Origin of the sequence: Nocardia sp. NPDC050710 (assembly GCF_040654375.1) — a bacterium.
GTDB lineage: Bacteria > Actinomycetota > Actinomycetes > Mycobacteriales > Mycobacteriaceae > Nocardia.
Genome location: NZ_JBFAHV010000014.1, coordinates 26,958 through 49,550 on the forward strand (window position 1 = coordinate 26,958; position 22,593 = coordinate 49,550).

21 protein-coding genes and 2 pseudogenes are annotated in these 22,593 nt (G+C 67.5%); 10 read left to right on the forward strand and 13 right to left on the reverse strand.

Translation table 11 applies throughout. The annotated features are described in order from the left end of the window. Positions 1–7 precede the first annotated feature (7 nt). A complete protein-coding gene (locus AB0H61_RS22715) occupies positions 8–1,624 on the forward strand; it encodes a DUF4173 domain-containing protein (protein WP_357307608.1) in 1,617 nt (538 codons plus the stop codon). Positions 1,625–1,781: 157 nt separating this feature from the next. Here AB0H61_RS22715 and AB0H61_RS22720 read toward each other — a convergent pair whose 3' ends face one another. Next, positions 1,782–2,285 (reverse strand): LOG family protein, encoded by a 504-nt coding sequence (locus tag AB0H61_RS22720; RefSeq protein ID WP_357307610.1) that lies wholly within the window; start codon positions 2,283–2,285, stop codon positions 1,782–1,784. A 239-nt stretch (positions 2,286–2,524) separates the two neighbouring features. Beyond that, entirely contained in the window at positions 2,525–3,262 is a 738-nt protein-coding gene (locus AB0H61_RS22725; RefSeq protein WP_357307612.1) for an enoyl-CoA hydratase/isomerase family protein, read from the reverse strand. Positions 3,263–3,741: 479 nt separating this feature from the next. On the opposite strand from AB0H61_RS22725, the pseudogene AB0H61_RS22730 reads away from it, so the two are divergent. Next, positions 3,742–3,869 (forward strand): annotated as a pseudogene (locus AB0H61_RS22730) (IS30 family transposase); the annotation flags it as partial. Positions 3,870–4,038: 169 nt separating this feature from the next. On the opposite strand, the gene AB0H61_RS22735 reads toward AB0H61_RS22730, so the two are convergent. The 4 genes from AB0H61_RS22735 to AB0H61_RS22750 all read right to left on the reverse strand — a co-directional run bounded on the left by AB0H61_RS22735 (position 4,039) and on the right by AB0H61_RS22750 (position 8,082). Then, on the reverse strand, positions 4,039–5,244 hold the full coding sequence (locus AB0H61_RS22735) for a glycoside hydrolase family 76 protein (RefSeq protein WP_357307614.1): 1,206 nt from the start codon (positions 5,242–5,244) through the stop codon (positions 4,039–4,041). 436 nt (positions 5,245–5,680) lie between these two features. Continuing rightward, a complete protein-coding gene (locus AB0H61_RS22740; RefSeq protein ID WP_357307616.1) occupies positions 5,681–6,382 on the reverse strand; it encodes a hypothetical protein in 702 nt (233 codons plus the stop codon). A 369-nt stretch (positions 6,383–6,751) separates the two neighbouring features. After that, positions 6,752–7,513 (reverse strand): enoyl-CoA hydratase, encoded by a 762-nt coding sequence (locus AB0H61_RS22745; protein ID WP_357307618.1) that lies wholly within the window; start codon positions 7,511–7,513, stop codon positions 6,752–6,754. A gap of 77 nt (positions 7,514–7,590) precedes the next feature. Continuing rightward, a complete protein-coding gene (locus AB0H61_RS22750; RefSeq protein WP_357307620.1) occupies positions 7,591–8,082 on the reverse strand; it encodes a MarR family transcriptional regulator in 492 nt (163 codons plus the stop codon). A 94-nt stretch (positions 8,083–8,176) separates the two neighbouring features. On the opposite strand from AB0H61_RS22750, the gene AB0H61_RS22755 reads away from it, so the two are divergent. Beyond that, positions 8,177–8,959 (forward strand): class III extradiol ring-cleavage dioxygenase, encoded by a 783-nt coding sequence (locus tag AB0H61_RS22755; protein WP_357307622.1) that lies wholly within the window; start codon positions 8,177–8,179, stop codon positions 8,957–8,959. A 29-nt stretch (positions 8,960–8,988) separates the two neighbouring features. Beyond that, positions 8,989–9,525, forward strand: a complete 537-nt coding sequence (locus AB0H61_RS22760; protein ID WP_357307624.1) for a DoxX family protein — start codon at positions 8,989–8,991, stop codon at positions 9,523–9,525. A gap of 6 nt (positions 9,526–9,531) precedes the next feature. On the opposite strand, the gene AB0H61_RS22765 is transcribed toward AB0H61_RS22760, so the two are convergent. Both AB0H61_RS22765 and AB0H61_RS22770 read right to left on the reverse strand, forming a co-directional pair. Next, entirely contained in the window at positions 9,532–10,890 is a 1,359-nt protein-coding gene (locus tag AB0H61_RS22765; RefSeq protein WP_357307626.1) for a phosphatase PAP2 family protein, read from the reverse strand. Positions 10,891–11,069: 179 nt separating this feature from the next. After that, positions 11,070–11,531: a helix-turn-helix domain-containing protein gene (locus AB0H61_RS22770; RefSeq protein WP_357307628.1), complete on the reverse strand. Its 462-nt coding sequence runs from the start codon at positions 11,529–11,531 to the stop codon at positions 11,070–11,072. 125 nt (positions 11,532–11,656) lie between these two features. Between AB0H61_RS22770 and AB0H61_RS22775 the strand changes: the two genes are divergently transcribed. After that, positions 11,657–11,890: a cupin domain-containing protein gene (locus AB0H61_RS22775; RefSeq protein WP_357307630.1), complete on the forward strand. Its 234-nt coding sequence runs from the start codon at positions 11,657–11,659 to the stop codon at positions 11,888–11,890. An 842-nt stretch (positions 11,891–12,732) separates the two neighbouring features. On the opposite strand, the gene AB0H61_RS22780 is transcribed toward AB0H61_RS22775, so the two are convergent. Continuing rightward, the gene (locus tag AB0H61_RS22780) at positions 12,733–13,191 is read right to left on the reverse strand and encodes a hypothetical protein (RefSeq protein WP_357307914.1); all 459 of its coding nucleotides are present in this window, start codon (positions 13,189–13,191) and stop codon (positions 12,733–12,735) included. A 394-nt stretch (positions 13,192–13,585) separates the two neighbouring features. Here AB0H61_RS22780 and AB0H61_RS22785 point away from each other — a divergent pair, with 394 nt between their 5' ends. Together AB0H61_RS22785 and AB0H61_RS22790 are read left to right on the forward strand one after the other, a co-directional pair. Then, positions 13,586–14,587 carry a hypothetical protein gene (locus tag AB0H61_RS22785; RefSeq protein ID WP_357307632.1) on the forward strand — a complete coding sequence of 334 codons (1,002 nt, stop codon included), beginning with the start codon at positions 13,586–13,588 and terminating at the stop codon, positions 14,585–14,587. Between the two features lie 676 nt (positions 14,588–15,263). Beyond that, positions 15,264–16,709 carry a M6 family metalloprotease domain-containing protein gene (locus AB0H61_RS22790; protein WP_357307634.1) on the forward strand — a complete coding sequence of 482 codons (1,446 nt, stop codon included), beginning with the start codon at positions 15,264–15,266 and terminating at the stop codon, positions 16,707–16,709. Between the two features lie 99 nt (positions 16,710–16,808). Here the strand turns inward: AB0H61_RS22790 and AB0H61_RS22795 are convergent, their stop codons facing one another. Continuing rightward, positions 16,809–17,615 (reverse strand): thioesterase family protein, encoded by an 807-nt coding sequence (locus AB0H61_RS22795; protein ID WP_357307636.1) that lies wholly within the window; start codon positions 17,613–17,615, stop codon positions 16,809–16,811. A gap of 159 nt (positions 17,616–17,774) precedes the next feature. Between AB0H61_RS22795 and AB0H61_RS22800 the strand changes: the two genes are divergently transcribed. Together AB0H61_RS22800 and AB0H61_RS22805 are read left to right on the forward strand one after the other, a co-directional pair. After that, the gene (locus AB0H61_RS22800; RefSeq protein WP_357307638.1) at positions 17,775–18,551 is read left to right on the forward strand and encodes a helix-turn-helix transcriptional regulator; all 777 of its coding nucleotides are present in this window, start codon (positions 17,775–17,777) and stop codon (positions 18,549–18,551) included. A gap of 487 nt (positions 18,552–19,038) precedes the next feature. Continuing rightward, positions 19,039–20,076, forward strand: a complete 1,038-nt coding sequence (locus tag AB0H61_RS22805; RefSeq protein ID WP_357307640.1) for a fructosamine kinase family protein — start codon at positions 19,039–19,041, stop codon at positions 20,074–20,076. A 38-nt stretch (positions 20,077–20,114) separates the two neighbouring features. Here AB0H61_RS22805 and AB0H61_RS22810 read toward each other — a convergent pair whose 3' ends face one another. The 3 genes and pseudogenes from AB0H61_RS22810 to AB0H61_RS22820 all read right to left on the reverse strand — a co-directional run bounded on the left by AB0H61_RS22810 (position 20,115) and on the right by AB0H61_RS22820 (position 21,799). Further along, the gene (locus tag AB0H61_RS22810) at positions 20,115–20,990 is read right to left on the reverse strand and encodes a TIGR03619 family F420-dependent LLM class oxidoreductase (protein ID WP_357307642.1); all 876 of its coding nucleotides are present in this window, start codon (positions 20,988–20,990) and stop codon (positions 20,115–20,117) included. 72 nt (positions 20,991–21,062) lie between these two features. Continuing rightward, positions 21,063–21,251, reverse strand: a pseudogene (locus tag AB0H61_RS22815) (FAD-binding protein); the annotation flags it as partial. Between the two features lie 41 nt (positions 21,252–21,292). Next, a complete protein-coding gene (locus AB0H61_RS22820) occupies positions 21,293–21,799 on the reverse strand; it encodes a VOC family protein (RefSeq protein WP_357307644.1) in 507 nt (168 codons plus the stop codon). Positions 21,800–21,921: 122 nt separating this feature from the next. On the opposite strand from AB0H61_RS22820, the gene AB0H61_RS22825 reads away from it, so the two are divergent. After that, a complete protein-coding gene (locus tag AB0H61_RS22825; RefSeq protein WP_357307646.1) occupies positions 21,922–22,587 on the forward strand; it encodes a helix-turn-helix domain-containing protein in 666 nt (221 codons plus the stop codon). Positions 22,588–22,593: the final 6 nt, after the last annotated feature.

The following is a 22,593-nucleotide window of genomic DNA, read 5'->3' on the forward strand; positions in this document are numbered from 1 at the left end:
GGGTCGGGTGACGCGGTCGTCGGAGGGGTCGGCCGCGTCATCGGATCCGGCGTCGGACGGCGCGGCACTCGACGGGTCACCGATTCCGATCGCCGCTGTATTGCCCGCGCTGCAGCTGTGGGTGCGCCCGGAGCCGCGCCGGCGTCGGATCGTTTGCCCGCCCGGTGTGCTGCCCGCGGCTGGGATCGCGGGTGTGGCCGCGGCCGTGCTGATTCCGGTGAATCGGCCCGGCGTCGGCTGGGTGTTGGCCAGTGCTGTCGCCGCGGGAGCTGTATTCGAGGTCGATCGGCGAGCACGGAAGACGGTCGCCGCCGAGCCGAGCGCCGCGAAGGACCCCGAGGGGAGCGAGATTCCCGGCGCAGCGAGTGGTGCGGACGCCGGTGGTCCGACACCGACGAAAGCCGTGCGGCACCCCTGGGATTGGGGGCGAGTCTGGTGGGCGACGGTCGCGTCGGCGTTGCTCGCGGTCGGTGCGTTCCGGGCGGCGGGCTGGTTGTTCACCCTGTGTGTCGCGGCGGCTTTGGTCGCGGGGTCGTTGGCGGTCGTCGGAAAGCGATCGGCCAAGGGCGTGTGGTACGACGTGGTCGCCGTGCCATGGGAGAGTTTGTCCGCCGTGCCGTGGGCTTATCAGGGCGCGGTACGAATGCGGGGGCCCGCGACGACCCGGGCGACGCGGATCGGCTGGTCCGTGCTGGTGACCGTGGCGTTGCTCGCGGTTTTCGTTCCGCTGCTCGGCAGCGCCGATGCGACATTCGGATTCCTGGTCGGCACTCTGGTGCCGGAGGTCGACGCCCCGGCGCTGATGCGCTGGTCCATCCTGTTCGCGCTGGCGGGCGCCGGTTCACTCGGCGCGATGTACCTGCTGGCGGGACCTCCCGCGGCGGCCGATCCGGGACCGAGGCCCGGCCGGACCCTGCGTCGATCGGAGTGGGTGCTGCCGGTCGGCGCGCTGACGGCATTGTTCGGGTTCTTCCTGGTCGCCCAGTTCGTCGCGCTGTTCGGCGGTGACGACTACGTGCAACGCACGGCGGGCCTGACCTACGCCGAATACGCCCGCAGCGGCTTCTGGCAACTGTCGATCGTGTCCATCCTGACTCTCGCGGTGATCGTCGCCGTCCTACATTGGGCCGCCAGGGATTCCGCGGCCGACCGCACCTGGCTGCGGGCACTGCTCGGCGCGGTGAGTCTGCTGTCGCTGGTGATCGTCGCGTCGGCGCTGGGTCGCATGTGGACCTACCAGCAGGCCTACGGATTCACCGTGCTGCGACTGCTCGTCGAGGTCTTCGAACTCTGGCTGGGCCTGATCTTCCTGCTGGTGCTCGCGGCCATCGCGCGCCTCGACCTCACGTGGCTCCCGCGCGCCGCCATCGGCACCGCCTTCGCCACGCTGCTGGCTTTGGCCGTCGTGAACCCGGAACGGCTGATCGCCGACCGGAATATCGACCGCTGGCAGCACGGCAAGGACCTGGACGTGGAATATCTGATGACCTTGTCGCCCGATGTCCTCCCCGCCCTGTCCCGCCTCTCCGCCCCGACCCGCGCGCCGATCGACGACTACATCCGCGCCGGATTGCCCGCCGACTCCTGGCAGTCGTGGAACCTCTCCCGCGCGAACGCCCGTTGAGATCCGGCCCAGGCGTGCAATCTTCGGTGATTTCGCTCCGATCATGCTCGAAGGGCCCGAAAATGGGCGCTCAGACCGGTCGATGCGATATCGCACGGAGGGCATCATCGCACCGACTGCCGTTTCCGCTCATGCCGCGCGGTGCAGGCGAGGACGGTCATCTCCCGCGGAGGAGTGCTCGACGCACCGCGTCGGCGGGATCGGCGGCGGGTCGACTTGCGACGACGGGATTTCCGTCCGAGTCGAGTAGCTGCCATCCGCCGAGCGATACGACGGGGATGTCGCCCCGGTGCCGAGCCAGGGCGAGCTCGGACAGTGTGCCCCAGGAGCCTCCGATGACGATGACGGCGTCGGCGGAGCGAATGAGGATCGCGTTGCGGGCTTCACCCATATTCGTGTACAGCACCGCCGAGAGTCCGGGGCAAGCGCCTGCGCGGTCGGTGTCGGGACGGACTCCGATCACCAGGCCACCGCCCCTCGAAGCTCCGCCTGCCACCGCCGCCATCACCCCGGTTCCGCCACCGCAGAGCACTGTTGCACCGGCGATCGCCAACAGCCGTCCCACTTCGGTGGCCCACGCGGCTTCGCGCGGTGTGCAATCGTGCGGCCCGCACACCGCGACTTGTAAAGCGGGTCGGCCACCACCGGCGTGCCAGGTCATCGCGTCTGTCCTGTCGGGTTGCCCGAGATGGTAACGACGCGCGCGCGTTCGATCCGCGCAGCTCCCGCTTGCTGCGGCCAGTGGTTTCCGAGCCCGCGGACCGCGACATGTCGTGGCCGCGAGGCGATTCGTCTGTTCACAACACACCACCCTCTGTCGATGAACCGATGGCACGAGGCATGTGCGGGAACTGTAGCGAGGCATCGACGGCTGGATGGGCAATGGCGACCGCGTTTCGGTTAGCCGCGTCCACCCGTCAACCGCTCGGCGGCATCCTCCGGGAACCCGAACGGCATATCCGTTTCCGTGCGCAGCGCGGTAGCGCGGTCCATCGCACGGGTATTCGCATAGAGCGCCTTGTAGATCCGGTTTGATCCGGAGGAATTCGCGGCGATGCGGGTGGCGAGGTCGGTGACGAAGGCGTCGAATTCGGCATCCGGCACGCAGTAGTCGACCAACCCGATCGTGGCGGCCTCGGTGGCGGAGAGGCGGCGGGCGGTGAAGCTGAGCTCCTTGGCCTTCGACATTCCGACCCGTTCGGGTAGCCGCACCGACATGCCCCACAGCGGTACCAGCCCCCACTGCCCGTGCGTGTCGCCGAGTTGCGCGGTTTCGGCCGCTACCAGCAGATCGCAACCGAGCGCGAGTTCCAGCCCGCCGGTGAAGCAGTGTCCGTGAATCTTCGCGATAGTGGGTTTCGGCAGCGACTCCAGCAGTCCGATGGTGTCGGATTCCCGGAACCGGTGCGCCAGCGCATCACCCGCCGCCAGCGACTCCAGATCGTGGCCGGCGCAGAACGAGCGGCCCGCTCCGGTCAGCACCACGCATCGCACGCTGTCGTCCGCGGCCAGCATTTCGAGGTGTGCGCGCAACTCCTCGAAGCTGTTCGCCGTCAACGCGTTGAGCTTCTCCGGCCGATTCAGCGTCAGCGTCGCGATACCGCCGTCGACCGAGCACAGTACGAGCTGATCGGTCATGCCCGCACCTCGCTCGATCGCCGACGAGTGATTCGCTTGCTCATGAGGCACCTCCGTTGTGCGGTCACACCGCCGCGCGATGTCCTCGCACCCTATCGGCCGTTGGGGTTCGGGACCGAGGGTGCGCGCCGAGTCCGGCGTCGGCGGTCGGAGAATCGGCCCCGACGATACGACGGCACCCGCCCGGCGCAATGCCGAGCGGGTGCCGCGTGTGTTCGATGCGCTACTTGGCGCGCCTGGGCACGGCTACTGACCCGAACACGCTGGGCGGGTACTTCTGCCGGATGCAGGTCGGTGCAGTTGTGGAATCATCTGGCGCTGGTCATCTTCGAATGTGCCTTCAATCTGCCGAACCGTCAATTCTCACCGGCCCAGTGCGCGCAGCTGCTGCTGCCATAGCCGTTCGAGGAGAAGAGTCTGGTCAAGGGATAACCGGGCTCCGGAAAACTGTGCTTGTTTCCATGGCCCATTTCGATCAGTTGCCGGTCGTGTTGCGATGCACCTTGATCTGGGACCAATGCCACGAAATGGCCGAACACGCTCGATTCACTGTCGATACCGGTGTTCCGGTCTATGTCTGCGGCCCGAAGAGCCTTGGCAACGCGGCGTTCGCATCCGCAGGCCCAGCCACCTATTCCTGTATGAAGGCAAGCCATCTCATGAGCTCGCTTGGCGTTGCGCGAACATCCCACTGTCGGAACCAGTGGCGATCACGATCTCGCAAACCGAATCCAGCGACTCATGCCGCCGGTCCACGACACCCGGCTGCGGTGGGCTCAGCGTCCCGCGGCGGTGAGCTGGTAATCCGCTTCGAGCAGCATCCACGCGCTCAGCTGTACCGAGAGATCGCGGCTCAGGTTCGCCGACGAAGCGGGGGACGAGTGCGTGAGCGAGGGAGAGGTTCCCGGATGCTCCGGCGCCGTGACCGCGCGGGTCCAGTCCGGGCCGAACAGGGGTAGCCCGTCCACCTCGGCGCGGTGTTCCCAGGCCGCCCGCGCGGAAGCATGCACGATATTGGCGGCGGTGGTGTCGTCTAAGGCCAGTGCGGCTTCGGCGAGATACCTGGCGAGGATGCCCATGAACAGCCCGGAGTCGTCCCCGGCTGCCGCGGCGATCACCCCCGCGTTCGTGAGCCGGTCCTTCGTTGCGGCAACAAGTGCTGCCACGCGGCTGTGATGGCTCGATTCGCCTGTGCGCACCGCCAGCTCGGTTTCCAGCCCGATGGTCACGCCCTGGCTGTAGGTGTAGACAGTCCGGTCCACTCGTCCGCCGGGCTCATGGACACCGTCGAGGATCAGGCCGCTGTCGGTGTCGCGTAGTCGGGTGTGCAGGAAATCGGCAAGTTGTCGGGCGCGGGACAATTCGCCCAAACGCGCCATAGCGATACCGGTCGGACCGATCGCGGGGGTGTTGTAGAAATCGTCGCCAGACCGCCAGGGCACCGCACCGACGACCGGGTTCCAGCCGTCGATCAAGGCGGCCCGCAGGTGCCCGACGGCGTCGCTGAACCCGACACCGAGCAGCCGGTCGGTGCGTTCGAGCGCCAGCACCAGCCACGACATGTCGTCGTAGTACTGATTGGTCCAGCCGGTGAGATTGCGGGTCCGGATACCGCGTGCGAGGGCGACGACCCGGTCGATGCGTTCGGGGGTGCGGGCGCGGTATGCGGCGTCCACCGCACAGTCGAGCAGGTGGGCTTGCCACCAGTAGCACCATCGCACGAACGACTGGTCCAGCAAGGACCCCGGCCAGACGAGGGTGCCCAGCCGCATCCCCGGCTGGCCCCAGAGCGTGCGCACGTGTCGCTGCACGATCGCCTGTTCCGCCAGGTCAGCCCTCTTCCCGGGCTCCTCGGCGCCGACCGACACCTTACGCGTGATCGTTCCTGCCTGCGTCGGCTGCGCCATTGCGGTGAGTGCGATCGAGGCTCCGGCCGCCAACAGGGCACTGCGCCGGCTGATCCCCTTGTTCCGGCGATCCATCCGCTCGGATTCCCCTTTGCTGAACAACGATCACCGGAGCCGGGAACCGTGCAGCCACACCCTATCTCGCAATGACCACCACGGCGCGGCGCCGACCGGTTGCCCCAGGTGCAGGCGTCGACCGCCGAGCGTGGCTCCTGCCGCTCCGGGATCGACGAACTGGCCTCGTCGAGGCCGTCGTTATCGGCGACGCTGAGAGCTCTGATCTCCGAATCGATTCCGCAAGGGCATGGACTTGACGGAGAAATCGGCAGTGCGTGCGGCCATCCGCTTGCGTCACGGGCGGCAATAGCGCATCTCGCGGCACTACCGGCCGTTGGCTTTCAGGACCGAGGTGAGCGCCGAGTGCGGGGTCGACGGTCGGAGAATCGGCCGCGGCAATACGACGGCACCCGCTCGGCGCAATGCCGAGCGGGTGCCGCGTGTGTTCGATGCGCTACTTGGCGGGAGCGGTGAACGGCTGGTTGATGGTGGTGAAGTACTGGATCGCGGCGCCGATCGCCACCGGTGCGGTCACGAACAGCTGACCGGCGACGGTGCCGAGCGCGCCGACGGCGATGATGCCGCCGATGCAGCCCACCACGGCGGCGGGCAGGAACGGACCGAACAATCCGATGATGGTCGCGGCGGCGACGGTCGCGCCCGCGATGCCGCCGAGGACGCAGCCGACGGCCGCGCCACCGAGTCCACCGGCCAGGGTGCCGAAGGTGGCGCCCATGGCGATGGTGTCCTTCATGCGGTTGAACGCGGCCACCTCGCGGTCGTACTCGCTCTTCCAGGGTGCCTTGTTCTCGTAGGGCAGCGCGACCGGCTTGTAGACGGCTTTGTTCACGTCGAGCTGCGGGGTCAGGGTGGCGGTGTGGTCGGCGACCGTTGCGGCGATGGGGAATTCGAAATCGTCGACCCGGAAGGTGAGTGGGGCGCCCGCCAATACGGCACCGTTGGCGGCCTTGATCTTGAAGGTGTTGTCCTCGACGACGAGGGACCCCGCGTCGGTCTTGATGACGGTCGACTCGCCCACGGTGGCGGCCGTGAAGTTGACCGGGGCCTCGTTGGGGGCGGCGTTGACAGCGCCCGCGGTGACGCCGATCGCGGCGATCATAAGTGCCGACGTGGCGGCAAATTTCCTCATCAGCATTTACTGGTCCTCAGTGGATTTCGTTCGGAGCGGACGATTAGATATAAATCGACTGCGGCGAACGATGGGTTAACCCACTGTTACCTTCTCTCGAAGCTCTGTTACCAAGCGGCTATGACAAGTAGTGAGTGGCTGTGAAGTCGCCATCTACCTGCAATGTATCCGTCAACACGATCCGCTTGTAGAGAGCTGGATCACATATTGCAGATGCTGCCGAAATGTGCGAAATGGCGGCAATGTCGCTATCTGGCAATTAATTTGCGTGATCTACTCGTGATACGACTGGCCTGCGTGAAATGCGATGCGTCATCGAAATGTGCTGTGTCGCCGCGGCTTTCCATGCGGACGGGGCCGGGTATCGGCCCCTGCTCAGTGCGTGCCGCTGATCTTCGCCCGCATCGCGGCGAGCCGGGCCGCGAACTCCTCGGAATCCAGCGACGCCAGCTGCGGTGTGATCTCGGCATCCACCGCATCGGCGTGGGCGTCGAGCGTCCAGGTGTGCCGCATGGTGCGCTTGGTCGTGAGCAGCAACTCCCGTGGCGCTTCCGCCGCACCTTCGGCAAGAGCGACCGACGCCGCGACGAGCGCCTCGTGATCGCCATCAACCACCCGGTGCGCCAGTCCGGCCGCCCGTGCCCCCTCAGCGTCCAGGATCTCGCCGAACAGTGTCATCGCGACGGCCTGCTGTGGGCCCACCGCGCGCTGCAGCATCCAGGTCATCCCACCCCCGGGATGGATCCCCAATCGCAGGAATCGGGCATCGAAACGTGCGCGGGGACCGGCGATCCGGACATCCGCCGCCAGCGCCAGATTGAGTCCGGCGCCGACCGCGGCACCGCCCACCGCCGCAATGGTCGGCAGTGTGCACCGCGCCACCGACAGGAATCCGTCATAGATCGCGCGCAGACCCTGCTCCCGTGCCGCGCCCAGGGCCGTCAGGTCGGCTCCCGCGCAGAAGGCAGGTGGCGTCCCGGTGACGACCAGCGCGTGCACACCGGCGTCCCGCTCCGCCGCGTCGACGGCCGCCACCAACTCCGCGGAAAGCTCCAGCGTCAGCGCATTCCGTCGATCGGGGTCGTGCACGGTGAGAATCGCGACCTTGCCCCGACGTTCACTTCTGATCTCCGCCATGGCCGGATCGTAGGTAATGGCGCCACCGCCACCCGGCGCGCCCCCGGGTGGCGGGGGATCCGGCCCCAGGTCCGCCGCTACTTTCGCGTCAGCGAATGCCCGTGCCGCGCCGGCATTTCCTGGATCCGGCGCGCGACCTCGCCGAGTCCGTCGGCCAGTGCGCGGCGCTGTGCGGGGGTGAGCACGTCGATGAGCAATTCGCGCACCACGGCGACATGTCCCGGCGCGGCCTGGTCCAGCTTGTGCCGACCGCTGTCGGTGAGCACCGCGCTGACGCCGCGCACATCGGTGGGGCAGGACTCGCGCCGCACCAGCCCGGCCTTCTCCAGCTGGCCGACCTGATAGGTCAGGCCGCTCTTGGAATTGACCAGGGAGTCGGCCAGTTCGGTCATCCGGATTCGGCCGTCGGGTGCCGCGGCCAGCCGCACCAGCACCTCGTACTGGGTGTGCGACAGTCCGGCGTCCTGTTTGAGTTGCTGTTCGATCTGCCGGTTGAGCAGCGCCCAGCCGGACAGCAGCGCGTGCCAGGCGCGCATTTCCTCGTCGCTCAGCCAGTCGGGTTCGCTCACCGGCCCAGCCTACCGAGGTTGTTCGAATTTGAACAACCCGGTACGCTGCGCCATGGTTGTTCAAATTTGAATCAAATGGGAACGAGGAGGTGCCATGACCGCGGTGCAGTCGGACCGGATGCCGGTGCTGTACCTGTCGCACGGCGCGCCGCCGTTGGCCGACGACCCGATCTGGCCGGGTCAGCTGGCGGGATGGTCCGCTCAGCTGCCGAAACCCCGGGCCGTGCTGATGATCTCGGCGCACTGGGAGGACGCCCCGGTGGCACTGGGCGCCACCCGGACGGTGCCGCTGGTCTACGACTTCTCGGGTTTCGCGCGGCACTACTACGAGGTCCGCTATGCCGCGCCGGGCGCGCCCGAACTCGCCGGCGCGGTGCGCAAGCTGCTTCGCGGCCCCGGCCTCTCGGTGCGGGATGTGCCCGGCCGCGGTTTGGACCACGGGGCTTATGTGCCGCTGGTGCAGATGTATCCGGACGCCGACATTCCGGTGCTGCAGATGTCACTGCCGACCCTGGATCCGGAAGGGTTGCTGGCCGTCGGACGCGCACTCGCGCCGCTGCGTGATGCGGGTGTGCTGATCGTCGGCAGCGGCTTCTTCACCCACAATCTGCGTGCGCTCACCGGCGACGGTTCGGTCCACCCCGTGATGTCGGAATTCGACGACTGGGGCAGACGCGCCCTGGCCTCCGGTGATATCGACGCCCTGCTGGACTTCGAGAACAAAGCTCCGGCACCGAATCTGGCGCATCCGCGCACCGAGCATTTCGCCCCGCTGTTCGTCGCACTCGGCGCGGGGGAGTCGGATTTGCCCACCCAGCGCACCGTCATCGACGGCTTCTGGCACGGTTTATCCAAGCGCTCCATCCAGCTCGGCTGACCTGATCATCCACCTGTAAGGAGAATCGCATGAGTACCCAGGCCCCAGCCCGGTCCGATCGTTCCACGGAGGGCACCAGCCAGTCCGCCTACGACGCCGGTTTGCTAGTCCTACGCCTCGCCGTCGGCCTGACCATGGCCGCGCACGGCACCCAGAAACTGTTCGGCTGGTTCGACGGTGGCGGTATCTCCGGCACCGGTCGATTCTTCGCCTCCGTCGGCTACCCCATGAGCGATGCCATGGCGGTGGTCGCCGGCACGAGCGAGCTGCTCGGCGGACTCGGTCTAGCCATGGGGTTGGTGACCCCGTTGGCCGCGGCGGCGATCCTCGGCGTCATGATCAACGCCATCGCCGTGAAGGGCACCGACGCTTTCTTCGGCCCCAAAGGCATCGAATACGACCTGATCCTCGCGTTCTCCGCCTGCGCGCTGGCGCTGACGGGGCCCGGCCGTATCGCGGTCGACCACTACCTGCCCGTCCTGCGCAACCATCGCCTGAGCTACGGCATCGCCGCCATCGCGCTGGGGGTGGTCACCGCGGCCATCGTGCTCGTCATCCGGAATTGAGCGGGGTCAGCGACGCCCGAGCCCGGCCGGTTCGGCGTCGCCGGTGACGGCCGCATCTCGCGGGGCGAACCAGGTCCGATAGAACACGATCGACAGCGCGACGAGCAGTCCGAGAATCGCGATGCCGAACGGGGCCGGGTACGTCGCCATCGGCATGGCGAGGAACCGGACGCACAACAGGACTCCCGCGAACGTCGTGATGCCCAACGCCACCACTCGAATGCGCGCACGGTCCCAACCTCGATCGGGGTCGCGCAAGACGGATTCGACGGTCATACACAGTGCGGCGCCCGCGACGAGGTCGACGCCGTAGTGCGCGCCCAGGCCGAGCGTGGCGACGAGGGTGCACACCAGCCAGAACGCGCCGCCCCAACGCAACCACAGCGGTCCGCGCCGGGAGTGAATGAACAGCGACAGCGCCCACGCGGTATGCAGTGACGGCATACAGTTGCGCGGTGTAATGCCGTCGAAGGGCATGGATTCGACCGTGGCGGGTACGGCCGGAACGGTATTCGGCCAGACATCGGCCAGCTCCATGCCATTTCCCCACGGCCCGAACGCGAGGATAGGTCCCACCACGGGGAACAGTATGTAGCAGAGGGGACCGAGGAGTCCGAGCGCCAGGAAGGTGCGCACCAGATGGTGCCGCGGCCATACGCCCGTGGTGACCCCGTGAAGCTGCCAGATGGCGACGACGATGGCCGCCACCGGAAGTTCGAAATACACCCAGCGCACCACCCCGATCGGCACCGGTCCCGACACCTCCAGCAGGTGCCCGACGACCCACGACGGATTCCCCAGCGCCCGATCGGCCAGTTCCACATATGGGTCGAGTACCTGCGGGCACACCCATGCGGTGATGTCCAACCAGATCTCGCCGACCTTCGTCGCCAGGATGAGCAGTGCGCCGAGGGCAATGGTGTGCAGCGCGGTCCGGCGTCGCGCACCGCTCCACCGCACCGCGGCAAATACCACCAACGCTGTGAGCACGATGGTCGGACCGTTGCCGACGGTGAACGGCTTGCCCTCGAAGGTCCGGGCCGCTACGAAGATCAGGTCGACGGCGACCGCGGCCGCGAGCGCGGTGACGCGGATCCGAGTGGTGACCCCGATCAATGCCAGCAAGAAGCCCGCCCACGGCGTGGTCGCCGACTTCGGCGTCCCCGCGTAGTCGCGCAGCAGGCTGGTCAGCGGTCCGAGGGCATTGATGTGAATCGATATGAGCTGTCCGGCGATCAGAACCAGCACCGCGGCGGCGATACTTCCCCACAGGAGGGCCGGCCGAATACGACGTGCCGGAAGCCGTTCGACGCCGATGGACTCGGGTGGTGAAGTCGAACTGCCGTGCACATCGTGAATAAGCATTCGGACATCGTAAACACCACTTGAACGCGGTTCTACAGGCTGGTTAATCGACGTCGCGGGTGGAGACGGCACCGAAAATCGCTGGGTGCCTGCCGAAGCCCACGTTGTGTGGTCGAACGGCCACGGTGGATGCGGCTGGGGCGGTGCCTCGGCTGGGCGGGCACTCGGTCCGGTCGCGCCTAGTGGGCGCGCAGGCCGTTCAGGGCGAGATCGACGAACCGCCGCCAGTCACCGCTACCGGTGCGGATGGTCGCGGATAGGCCGCCCACCAGCATATAGACGTCGCGCACCGTCGCGTCGGGGCGCAGGGTCCCGGCGGCGCGGCCGTCCTCGACCAACGCGCTTATCGCCGTATCGAGTTCGGACCTCGCGGCGCCGCGCGGTTCGCTCTCGGAGGTCCCGCGTGCCGCCTCGATCGCGCTGGAGAGGCCGCGGTCGCCGGAGAGCATCTCGCCGACGCGTGTCAGGTACTGCTCGAGCCCACGCCCCGGCTCGGGCCGTCGTCGGCATTCGGTGCGCCCGTACTCGGCCAGCTCGGCGAAGCGGTGCTCGGCGGCGGCCTCGACGAGATCGCGGCGCGTGGGGAAGTGGCGGTAGATCGTGCCGACCCCGACGCCCGCCGCCCGCGCCAGCTCCGGCATCTGTACCTCATCGCCGCGTTCGGCGAACAGTGCGCGCGCGGTTTCCGGATAGATTTCTGTTGCTCGAACCCGGGCGGGTATGCCCCGGGCGGATACCGTTGCCGCCCGCGTTCGCGGTGAAAGCGATGACCGCCGATACCGACGGCCGCTTCTCATTACTGGAAGTTGTTGTCGCGCACGAGATTCCGCGCCACACTCACCACTCCGCCGACGAATGCATCTACGTACTCGACGGGGAACTCGGCATCGAATTCGACGACCGCGCATACACCGCGGGCCCGGGAGCGTTCACCCTGCTGCCCCGCGGTGTCCCGCATGCGCTGCGTCCCGCCTCGACCCCGCCGCCACGGGTGCTGTAGATTTCCTCGCCCGGTGGCTGGGAGCACTATCTCGAGGATCTGTTCGAGGCGGGCCCCGCGGTCCTCACCGATGGGAACCTGGATCCGGCCAAGATCAACCCGATCGCCGCGGCCTACGACATCCGATACGAGGAGCGCTGAATTCGACGCACAGGCTGCGCGAAGTCGGGTCGGCCCGGCCCTGTTGCGTGGAGGAAGGAGATCTGCCGCAACGAAGAACGGCGGTGACGTCGCGGTTCTCGACGGCGGGGTGGCGCAGCTCTATTCGCACCCGCCGTCGAAACGCCGGGCTGGCCGGGCCATCTCGCCACCGATATGGGCCGCGACCGGGTGATCGTCCTAGTGCGCGGCGCGTTCGGAGATGCCGACGGCGATCGGGCTCTTGGCCGAACCCGCCGTGCGCCGCGCGGGCGCTGTGGCCGTGGCGTTCTGGATGATCGACACGACACGTGGCCACGCCGGTCCTTGAGCTATGGCCCTGGGTACACGCAGGGTGAAAACCATGCTGCCCTCCGTTTCTCGAGATCGAACGCGGTGCCGGATATACCGACACCATTCACGGTAAACACCTGGCAACCGAAACGCCAGGCATGTTCCAGTGAATCATGATGCATCATCGTCTGGATCGATGGCCGACGCCACGCGAGGTCGAGTTCCCAAGCGGCGTCGGCGATAAACACCGCCCACGTGGGGGGCACCGCCATCCGCCGTTGCGCGGCAGACGAGCTGACGAACGCGCAGCGGCAGGACAGCACGGCTGGTCGGTAGGTGAGGTGGCTATCGCCGAGAACTCGCGGATCGGCGACCGGTCGCCGGAGATGAATCCGGCTGCCGCGGCGTCGTCAGCACGAAGGTTCGCCGCCATCGATGAGCCGTTCGACAGCGTCGAGTACGGCGGTCCGTGGTGGTAGTCGCAGTGTCCCGCGCCGTGGTTCGGATGCCCATCGCCAGCCGTGACCGCGATCGGAGACGGGGAGCATGACGCGTTGACCGATGGATCGGACGGCGACACGATGGTCGGCGAATCTGCGGATCTGCTCGGGTTTCAACAGTGTCGACGGTTGCGGCGGGGCCACCAGGAAGGTCCACGCCGTGTCACGCGGATTGGCCACGGCGGGTGCGGGATGCCGCTCGTCGAGCAGGTCGAGCACCCGGTATCCGAGCTGCGCGGGCATATCGACGGCGCTGATGTGGGATCCGCAGGTCACGGTGGGGCGCAACGCGGCGAGCTCGACCGGAAGGCCATAGCGGTGCCGGAGCAGGTGTGCGGCGTCGTGCGGGGTGTGGCAGGACTCGAACATCAGCACACTCGCATTGCGCGGCGTTCCGGCACGGGGAGATTCATCGATCGGGTGGTCTCGGTCGACACGGTATGGGCCCTTTCGTGGATCGTGGTGTCGCCGGAGGGTGCGGCCACCGGACCGTCGCGCCAACCCCTGCGCGTCCGGCCGGTCGCTCCGGCGTGCTGACCTGTCCATATCAGCACGCCGGCATTGCGCCGGTATTTCATCGCGGTTGCGTAATGCGCTGAGCCGCAACACATCCGGTGCGAGGCTCGCGAGCAACGGTCTGCGACAGGACATCGCCCGCGTCGCGGGTGGGTGCGACCGCGGACAGTCCGACGCCCCGGCGCGCGGAACGCGCCCGTATTGCGTGGCCGAAATACCTTGGGTGAGAGCAGATTAGGATCGCATCGTGTCGCGAAGAATGGTGGGAGATCGGTCGGTGCCGCCGTGGAAAGGCAGTGCGGAGCAGCGTCAGGCGCGCGAGGCGAGGCGGGAGCGGACGCAGCGGCAGGCGGCCGCGCGGGCGGCGCGGTGGGCGGCGGCAGATTTCTCCGCGCCGGGGGCGGATGCGCCGGGTATCCGCAGACTCGCGGAATTGAACGCCGAGGAGCCCGGCGCGGATCTGGCGAAGCTCGCCGCGCGGCTCGACACCGAGGGATATACGACCCCCGCCGGTGAATCCTGGACCTTCGCAACGGCTGCCGAGTACATCCGGTTGCTGTGGCCCGAATCGGGCTACGCCGCCTGGGATCGTGGCGCCTACGGCACCTACCCGGGCTATACCGGGCCGCTGCGCGACACCCCGCAGTTCGAGCGGGTCGGCGGTCGCGACGACAAGGTCGGTCGCCCCATCGAGCAGCTGTCCTGCCAGCGATGCCATGCCGAATGGCCCAGCGGATGGCCCGGTACCGAATCGGAGGAGTCGGAGTGGGGCGTATGCCCCGACTGCGGCGCCCCGGCGATCAGGTGGGGCGTTTCTGCACGCACGCACAGCGTGATCGACCTGCATTGGATGCTGCACACCCGTGCGCCCGTGGACCCGGGACCGTGCCCGGTATGCGGCGCGCCGCGAGCATTGTTCGCGTGCGGGCATCCGACCTCGGTGAGCCGCATCCTGACCTGGCACTGCACCAACCCGGAGGCAAGCATGTTGGGCCGACCCGCCGGGCGGCCGTACGGCGAACCCGATCCGCGGGCGGAGCATCACGCGGCGGCGTCCACACCGGTGCGGTGGCGAGCCCCGGCCGACGCGGATGTGTACTGGCTGGCCCTGGACCTACTACGCGTCGCGGCCGCGGCCGGTGAGGTGACGACCCTGCCGCAGGGTGCGGTGCATTCATCGCTCGACGGTGACGGTGCGAAATGGGTATACGACGGCAGCCGATTCCGCCCGGTCGACCTGCCGGACTGAGGCGGCGACCGGGGAACAGCCTGTTGGCGCGGTCGTCTACGTCGAGCCCCGTGCGCCGGGACTACCTCCACCAGTCACCCTTCTTATCAGTGGCCTCATCGGCGCTGCCGTCGGACTGGCGGTAACCGGCGCCTACGACCGGGATCCCGCTTTCCCAGACACCGGTCCCCGCGGCGAATGAACCGGATTCCTCAGCGATGATCGCCTGGAAGACACGCGTGACTGCAGCGATGATGGCCGGGATGACATGTGTGACGCTTCTGGATCGTGTAGCCGGTGAGCCACGTGGGAACGTGTTGCCCGGGCTGTTACCGAATGCGACGCGGGTGTTGACAAGTGCGCTGGTGGCCTTCCACTGCGGTGCCGATGTCGCGACTGCTCTCGGCGGTGAGTGCGAGCGCCGTGTTGCCGGGTGCGGCATCGCGGGATGCCGGTGGCCTTCTTTCGGAACATCGGTGCGCGTGGGTCCCATGGCGCAACCTCGGCGACGTCGAGCAATGTACTCGGTTGCGCGTACAAGTGCGCACGGAGACGAGTAGTTCACCACTCGTGACGCGCTGGCGCGTACGGCGCAGGCTCGAACCGGCTCCGGCCAATTCGCATGAGACCGGGGACCGGTCCGCGTCGTCGCGAACTCCGCCGCGGACACCGTATCCACGAGCGACAGGCCACCATCATGAGAATCACCCTCCCCTCGATCTCTCGGCGCAGCTGTGATGCGAAACCGTGTCTGGTGCCGCTATCCCCCCAAGCTTTCAGCCAGCTGTACCTGCGCTACCTCGACCTCGTCAACACCAACCGGCTACCCGCGACGATGACCTTCGAGCAGTACTACGAATACTGGCGGTCCGGGCGACGCGGCGAGAATCTCGTCGGTCTCGATGACGGCGCGACCCGGCTGGAACCGGGCAAAGGCAAGGAGCTGATCACCCGGCCCAGCGTTCAGCTCGAGGGCGTAATCCGGACGATCGTCCTGCTCGTCGACTTTCCCGACAAACCCCATGGTCCGGTCCACAGTCCCGGCTACTACGAGGCGATGTTGTTCAGCGACAACACCTTCCCGTCCGGGAGCATGCGTGACTTCTATCGGAAGGTGAGCGGTTTCGACGCCGCGGCCGGTACCGGTATCGACATCCAGGGCGCCGTACACGGATGGTTCCGGATGCCGAAGCCGCTGTCGTTCTACACCGACGGCAACTCCGGAACCGGCAACGGTTTCCCCCGCAACTCCGCAGGCATGGCCCGCGACGCCGTCAAAGCCGCCCTTGCCGAAGGGGTCGATTTCGGACCCTATGACGTGCTCGGCGAGAAGATCGTGACCGCGCTGTTCATCGTCCACGCCGGGCGCGGCGCCGAAGAGACCAGATCGGTCGACGACATCTGGAGCCTGAAATGGGCAATCCCCGGTAACGGCGAGAAAGTGAAGCCCAATCTGTTCGTCACGACGTTTCTGACCGTGCCCGAAGACTGCAATATGGGGGTCTGCGCTCACGAATGGGGCCACCTCGCCGCCCGCTGGGCCGACTACTACGACACCACCCAGTCCGTGAACTTCAAGTCGGCAGGACTCGGCGAATACTGCCTGATGGCCGGTGGCAGCTGGGGCAACCACGGCGTCACCCCGGTCTTTCCCAATGGCATGCTCCGCGCGTTCCACGGCTGGCTGAAGCCGCGGGTCGTCACGAAAACGACCAAGAACGTCACGCTCGAACCCGCCGCCCAAGGCGGTGGCATGGTGTTCATCCGGAATGCCGAACGGATGCCACGCGAAAGTCAGTACATCGCTGTGGAATACCGACGGAAAACTGGCCAGGACGCATTCCTGCCCGACCAAGGCGTCGCGATCTACGTGGTCGATGAAGACATCGCGAACGTCAACGACGAGGACGCTCTCGCCATCGAGCTGATGCAAGCCGACGGCGAACGGGACCTCGCTGCCATCTTCCGCGGCGGCAACCGGGGAGACGCCAACGACCTGTACCCGTTCGGCAATAACAAGACGGTCGGCAAGACCACCACTCCAGCCCTCAATATGCCTGGCGGTAAATGGTCCGGCATCACGATCACGGTCAAGGGCACGCCCGGTGACGACCAGATGGCCATCGACATCACCATGACTTGATCTCGACGAATGCCATGGCAGAGCGGTTCGGCTCGCTGGACGCGCCTTCCGATCGAACGCCGTGGTTACATGTTGGCGGACATTTCCGGTGCGCCGGAACTATTCGGGAATGAGGGCGAGCTGGCGCGACTGTGCGACGAGAATGCCTGTGCTGTCCCAGATTTCGAAATCCTCGTCGTGCAGGCCGTTGGTGAGGTAGTCGGTGCGGACACGGCAGGCGAGCCAGCCGGGCGCGGGACGGTGCCGGATATTGACGGTGAGCTCGATCGTCGAGGATCCGACCGCGCCGAGGTCGAAGACCACGGGCGCCGCGGCGTCGACGAGAAGGGCCAGCGCGAGGGGGTCCGGGTCGCGGCCGTCGCTGAAGCGCATCCAGAATTCGGCATTCGTGGTGCCGCCGGGCGTGCCGTGGAAGAAGCCGGGGATCCGGGGCGTGCGGTACTGGACTTGCTGGGCGATGGTCGTGCCGGGCGACCCGATCTCGGCGAAGGGGTCGAGGCATTGTTCGGGCGCGGGCAGCTCCGGTGGCGTATTGCTGGTGTGCGTTGCGCCGCGGTGCTGCGTCAGATCGGTGAATGTGGCAAGAACGCGCAGGATTTCGCGATTCTGCCGGGTGAGGGTGGCTTGGCCGGTCGCGGTGCGGCGGCCGACGCGGGCGGTCTCGGTGGTGATGGCGGCGGGTCCGGATGTGCCGGGCCGCAGGTAGTGGGCGGAGGCGACCAGCAGATCGGGGTGTGGCACTTCGCGTTGGAGCGCCCGCAGCGCGGTGGCGAGGAGGTATCCGCCGTTGAGTGGTCCGCCCACCGTGGTTGCCCACCGGTCGGAGAGTTCCAGGGCGTACCGGTGCTCGCCGGCCGGGGTGCTCGCGGTATCGGTGTCGAAGACGGTGCTCGCGGTCGGGGTCATCCCGCCCATCCTTTCGCTCAGCTCACGATCATCCCTCGTGCCGCGTCGATGTCGATTACCGGCCGGGTCATGGCGGCATGTCGGGTGCGGTTGTCCGGGTCGGGCCCATTACCCGCGAGGTAATCGCCACGTTGACCACGGGTTCGTAGGATCGGAACGATGAATACCCAGACGGCCGGTGATCTGCTGCGACATTGGCGGCTGGAACGCAGGCTCAGCCAACTCGAGCTGGCCGGGCGCGCGGAAACCTCGGCGCGGCATTTGAGTTTCATCGAAACGGGTCGTGCGACGCCGAGCCGGGGCATGGTCGCGCACCTGTGCCAACAGTTGGATATCCCGTTGCGGGAACGTAACCGTGTGCTGTTGGCCGCCGGATATGCTCCCGCTTACGCCGAGCCCGCCCTCGATACCCCCGCCATGGATGCGGTGCGCGCCGCTATGCGTCTGATCCTGGACGGTCACCAGCCGTATCCGGCCCTGGCTATCGACCAGAACTGGACCATGATCGACGCCAATCCCGGTGTGGCGCTGATGCTGACCGGTATCGACCCGGCGCTGCTGCAACCCCCGGTCAACGCGCTGCGCCTGAGCCTGCACCCCGACGGCATGGCACCGCGCATCGCCAATCTCGCCGAATGGCGTGGCCACCTCCTCGCCCGCCTCGTCCGCCAGATCGAGGTGACCGGTGCTCCCGAACTGGTCGAACTGCGCGACGAACTGCGCGGATACCCCGGCGGCGAAACCGAAGTGGTCCTGCCCGAACCGGACCAGGCCGTGGTGCCGCTGCGCCTGCGCCACGAGGGCCACGAACTGGCGTTCCTCAGCGTGACCACGGTGTTCGGCACCCCGATGAACGTCACCGTCGCTGAACTGGCCATCGAATCGTTCTTCCCCGCCGACGAGCCCACCAGAAAACTGCTGACCGACGCCGGCTGAACGAGCCCGGGCGACAGACCCGGCCCGCTATGACCGGAGAACACCCTCGTCGGTATCGACACCGCGCGGCCAGACCGCCGAGGTAACGCCTCCCACCACTGATGGCAGGCCCGAATGCCGCCGATATCGGATGTTGCGGGGACGCCCGGTCCGGCCGTGCGTACGCTCGGCTTCTACGTCGGTACGGATGCGAATTTCGGTATGAGACTTCCGGCACGGGTATTTCGGGTGGCCTGTTGTCCGGGCGTCGACGTCTACGGAGGTGTCATGGGAGTGGCATTGCGGCTCGGTGAGCTGCGCGGACGGGCGGAGTGCGGGTGTCGCGGATCCGCCGTCCGCTGCGGAGGTTCGGGCGGCTTGGCATGGCTGTCGCCGACTGCGGGCGGGGTGTCATGAGCTCGGTGGTGTGCGGGCCCAGCAGACCCATGGGCCGGACCCCTGGTCCGGCCCATGAGGCGCGGTCGGGGGCGAAGGCGGGTGGCGTGTCATGAGTTTGGCGATCCGGCTGGGGGATCTGCTCGGCGGGACGGTGCGCGGGGTGGCCGATTTGGGGCCGAGTCACGGGTGGACCCTGCATCGCGCGATTCTGTCCGATGGTCGCGATGTGTTCGTCAAATCCACCGCCGACCATTCCGCCGTCCTCGCCGCGGAGGCGAACGGATTGCGGTGGCTGGGTGGTGCCGTGCCGGATGTGGTCGCGCCGGTGCTCGCCGTCGACGACCACCTGCTGGTGCTGCCGTGGCTGCCCGAATCGGACCCGACCCCGTCGGCCGCCGAACGCCTCGGCCGGGAGCTAGCCGCGCTACACGCCAAATCACCGGGAGTGTTCGGCGCGCCCTGGCCGGGCTGGATCGCCGAATTGCCGTTGGATAACACCGAGACAGGCGGTGGTCAGGCCGGTAGAGACCACCGAGACGACCTCAGATCGCGCGCAGCTCCGATCGGGGGCACGGGAGCCGCGATCCTCGGCCGTACAACGGATCACCGGACCGAGCGACTCGTGACGCCGATCGGGACCGTCGGCGCACACCCGGCAGCCACACAAGCCCGCGCCACACCCGACAGCCCATCACCGGACCCCGGGTGGCCCCGCTGGTACGCCGAACGGCGCCTCGCGCCCTACCTCCCGCGTGCCGCCCGCCATCTGGGTGCGGACGGAACACGCCTGATCGAACAGCTCATCGACCGCGTCGAGACACTCGCGGGCCCACCCGAACCTCCCGCACGCATCCACGGCGACCTCTGGGCGGGCAATATTCGCTGGTCCCGCGACCACGCCCGGCTCATCGACCCCGCCGCGCACGGCGGTCACCGCGAAACCGACCTCGCGATGCTCGCACTTTTCGGGGCCCCGCACCTCGATCGCATGCTGGCGGCCTACCGGGAAATCCGCCCCCTCGCCGAGGGCTGGAGGGAGCGTTTGCCGCTCCATCAACTCCATCCCCTCCTGGTGCACGTCGTCCTGTTCGGTGACAGCTACCGCGACCGAACCCTCGCGGCCGCCACCGCCGCACTATCCGCCTGATGCCGCGCCGTGGGCGGGATACGAATCCGGACGCCAGTTCAGCTCCCGGTCTTGGCGATGACATGCTCGGCGAAGCGGCTCAGGTTCGCGATCTTGGTCTCCAGTGACTGGGTGTCGTGCTCGGTGGTGTACGGATTGCGGAAGCCGACGATGACGTCGGTGACGCCCTTGTCCTCCAGCCGTTTCACGCCGTCGACGGTGAATCCGTCCAGCGAGATGACGTGCACTTCGAAGTCCTTGCGCGCCCCGTACTCGATCCGCAACGCATCCAGTTCGATCAGCAGCCGGTCCAGTTCGGCGGGATCGCCACCCGCGTGCATCCACCCGTCGCCGCGTTGCGCGGCCCGGCGCAATGCGGGCTTACTGTGTCCGCCGATGAGGATCGGCACCGGTTCGGTGGAGACCGGGCTGATCTTGATCGGCGGAATGTCGAAGAACTCGCCGTGGAATTCGAAATAGCCGCCCGCGCACAGTCCGCGCACGATGTCGATGCATTCGTCCATTCGCGCGCCACGCTTCTCGAACGGCACCCCCATGATCTCGAAATCATCCGGCCAGGGGCTGATCCCGACACCGAATCCGAATCTGTTGCCGCTCAGGGCCGCCAGCGATGCCGCCTGCTTGGCCACCAGCACCGGCGGTCGGATGGGGAGCTTCACCACGAAGGGGGTGACCCGCAGCGTCGTCGTCGCCGCCAGGATCGCCGCGGACAGGACGAATGCCTCGATGAACGGCTTGTCCTCCAAGAACTCCCGATTCCCGTCCGGGGTATACGGGTAGGTCGCGTCGGATTCCTTCGGGTACGCGATGCTGTCGGCCACCGTGAACGAGTGGTATCCGGCGGCTTCGGCCGCCTGCGCCAACGGCACGTAGTACGCCGGATCGGTCATTGCCTCGGCATAGGTGAATCGCATCTCAATCGCCTTCCATCCCAGTACTTTCCGTGGCGCCGCCCGCCTGTTGCGGTCGTGCCCCCGAGTTGTGCCTCATGCGGTCCGGTCCGCCATCGCGGCGCGCGCCGCATGCATGCCCGCGCGCCGCCCGAAGTACGAGCCCTCGCCCAGGCATGTCCCGCTGGAGTATCCGGAGCTGTCCTGCGCGAGATTGGAGGCGCAGGCGCCCGCCGCGTAGAGACCGGTGATCACCGACCCGTCCGCGCGCAACACCCGCCCGTCCGTCCAGACACCGGTGTCGTCGAGCAATGCAGGGAGTTCTGCTAGGCCCATGGATTCGCATGACCTTCCGGAATGAGGTAATCGAACATCGCCTTCATCTCGGGGGATAGGCGCATCAATTCGACGTAGGAGCCGATCGGGCCGCCGTCGAGATAGGCGAACTCCATGCCGACGCCCTCGAAAGCACCCTGGGCGACGATCTCGCGCCCGGCTGCCCGGGCATCGGCCAGCGCGGCATCGAAATCATCGGGGACCCAAGCGATATGGTGCAGGCCGGGCCCGATCCGCATCAACTGCTCGGAATACAGGCTATCCCCGGAGCGTGGCTCGATCAGCTCCAACTGCTGCCCGCCCGCGTAACCGAGGGCGACGGAGATCGCGTAATCGGCCGGGACGCCGCGGTAGACGCAGGATTCGGGCCGGAAATGCACATCCGGGATGGTGAACCATTCGGCGACTCCGTAGCGTGCGGCGAACTCGCCGGTCGCCGCGGCGATATCCGGCACCACCCAGCACACCTGGAAGATCGGTCCGTCCGCGATGCTCATCGGCCCCCTCGGCTCCGGCCCGCGACGAGCCCGGTGAAGACTGCAACCCGTTCTAATCGCACGCCCCCAATTAATCACTAGCGCTTAATATCGTCAAGGCTTGGATTTAGTACAGTCCGATCATGCAGATCGACGATTCGCGGGCGGCGCTGCTCGACGCGGGTGAGCGGCTCATCGCCGAACGCGGGGTCGACGTTCCGCTGCGCGAGATCGCCACCGCGGCGGGCCAGCGCAATAACTCCGCGGTGCACTACTACTTCGACTCCCGCACCGGCCTGATCGAAGCCATCGTCGACCGCCGCATGAACTGGCTCGAAGACCGCCGCATGCAACTGCTCGCCGCGAGCGAGGCCGACGGCACCGCACATGACATCCGCACCCTGGTCGCCATGCTCGCGGGTCCCATCCTCGAACTGATCGGCCGCACCGGGGTCACCCACTACGGCCGCTTCCTCGAAGTGGTGCGCGCGCACCCGGTGATCGCCGACGCCCGTCGCCTCGCGGGCGCCGACCGCGCCGCCGTCCGCATCATCGCCACCCGGCTCACCGCCGCCCTGGCACAACTACCCCCGCGCCGGCGCCGTCAGCGCCTGGAAACCATGGCCACGATCATGTTCGCACTCATCGCCGATTACGAACGCACCCTCGAAGCGGGCCTGCGCACCCCCGACCCCGGCGACGCCGACGAAATCGTGGACATGATCGTCGCCATGCTCACCGTCCCCGCGACCGATCCGGCCGCCACGCGCGCCGACGAACCGACACGGCCAGCGGAATCCGGCGCGTGAAATGCC